Source organism: Microbispora sp. CSR-4 (genome assembly GCF_008033685.1).
Classification (GTDB): Bacteria; Actinomycetota; Actinomycetes; order Streptosporangiales; family Streptosporangiaceae; genus Microbispora.
In genome coordinates this window covers 1-371 of record NZ_VJVX01000299.1, presented here as the reverse complement: position 1 = coordinate 371, position 371 = coordinate 1, and the positions used below count along the sequence as shown (strand labels likewise).

General features: G+C 61.7%; 1 protein-coding gene. It reads left to right on the top strand.

The features are described 5' to 3' along the window. Positions 1-149: 149 nt before the first annotated feature. A partial coding sequence (locus FLV34_RS39895) for a hypothetical protein (RefSeq protein ID WP_147945643.1) occupies positions 150-371 on the top strand: 222 nt, incomplete at its 3' end.

The window sequence follows — 371 nt, the reverse complement described above, 5'->3', positions numbered from 1 at the left end:
CCGACCGCCGACCGCCGACCGCCGAAACCTACGTCAGGACCGTTGCTGTCCCCGACCTGTGATTCCAAGAGATTGCTAGTTGATCTTGAACTAGCCCCAGGGACGCGAGAGAATTAATACAAGTTTTCGAATCACTCGATGGAGGTGCCATGGATCTGTTCGATATCGATCCTGAGCGCCTTCGTCATTCGAACGATGCCGACGGTGAGTGGTGGGACGGCTGGTGGGATCGCCTGATCGCCAATTCCCCACTGTGGTCGTCCGACGGCTCGTCCGCCCGCGAGCCCTTCCCGATCATCAACTTTGGGCCCCGGCAGCACGCAGACGCGCCCGGCACCGATAGCGCGGACGCTCCAGGCACGGACGCCCCA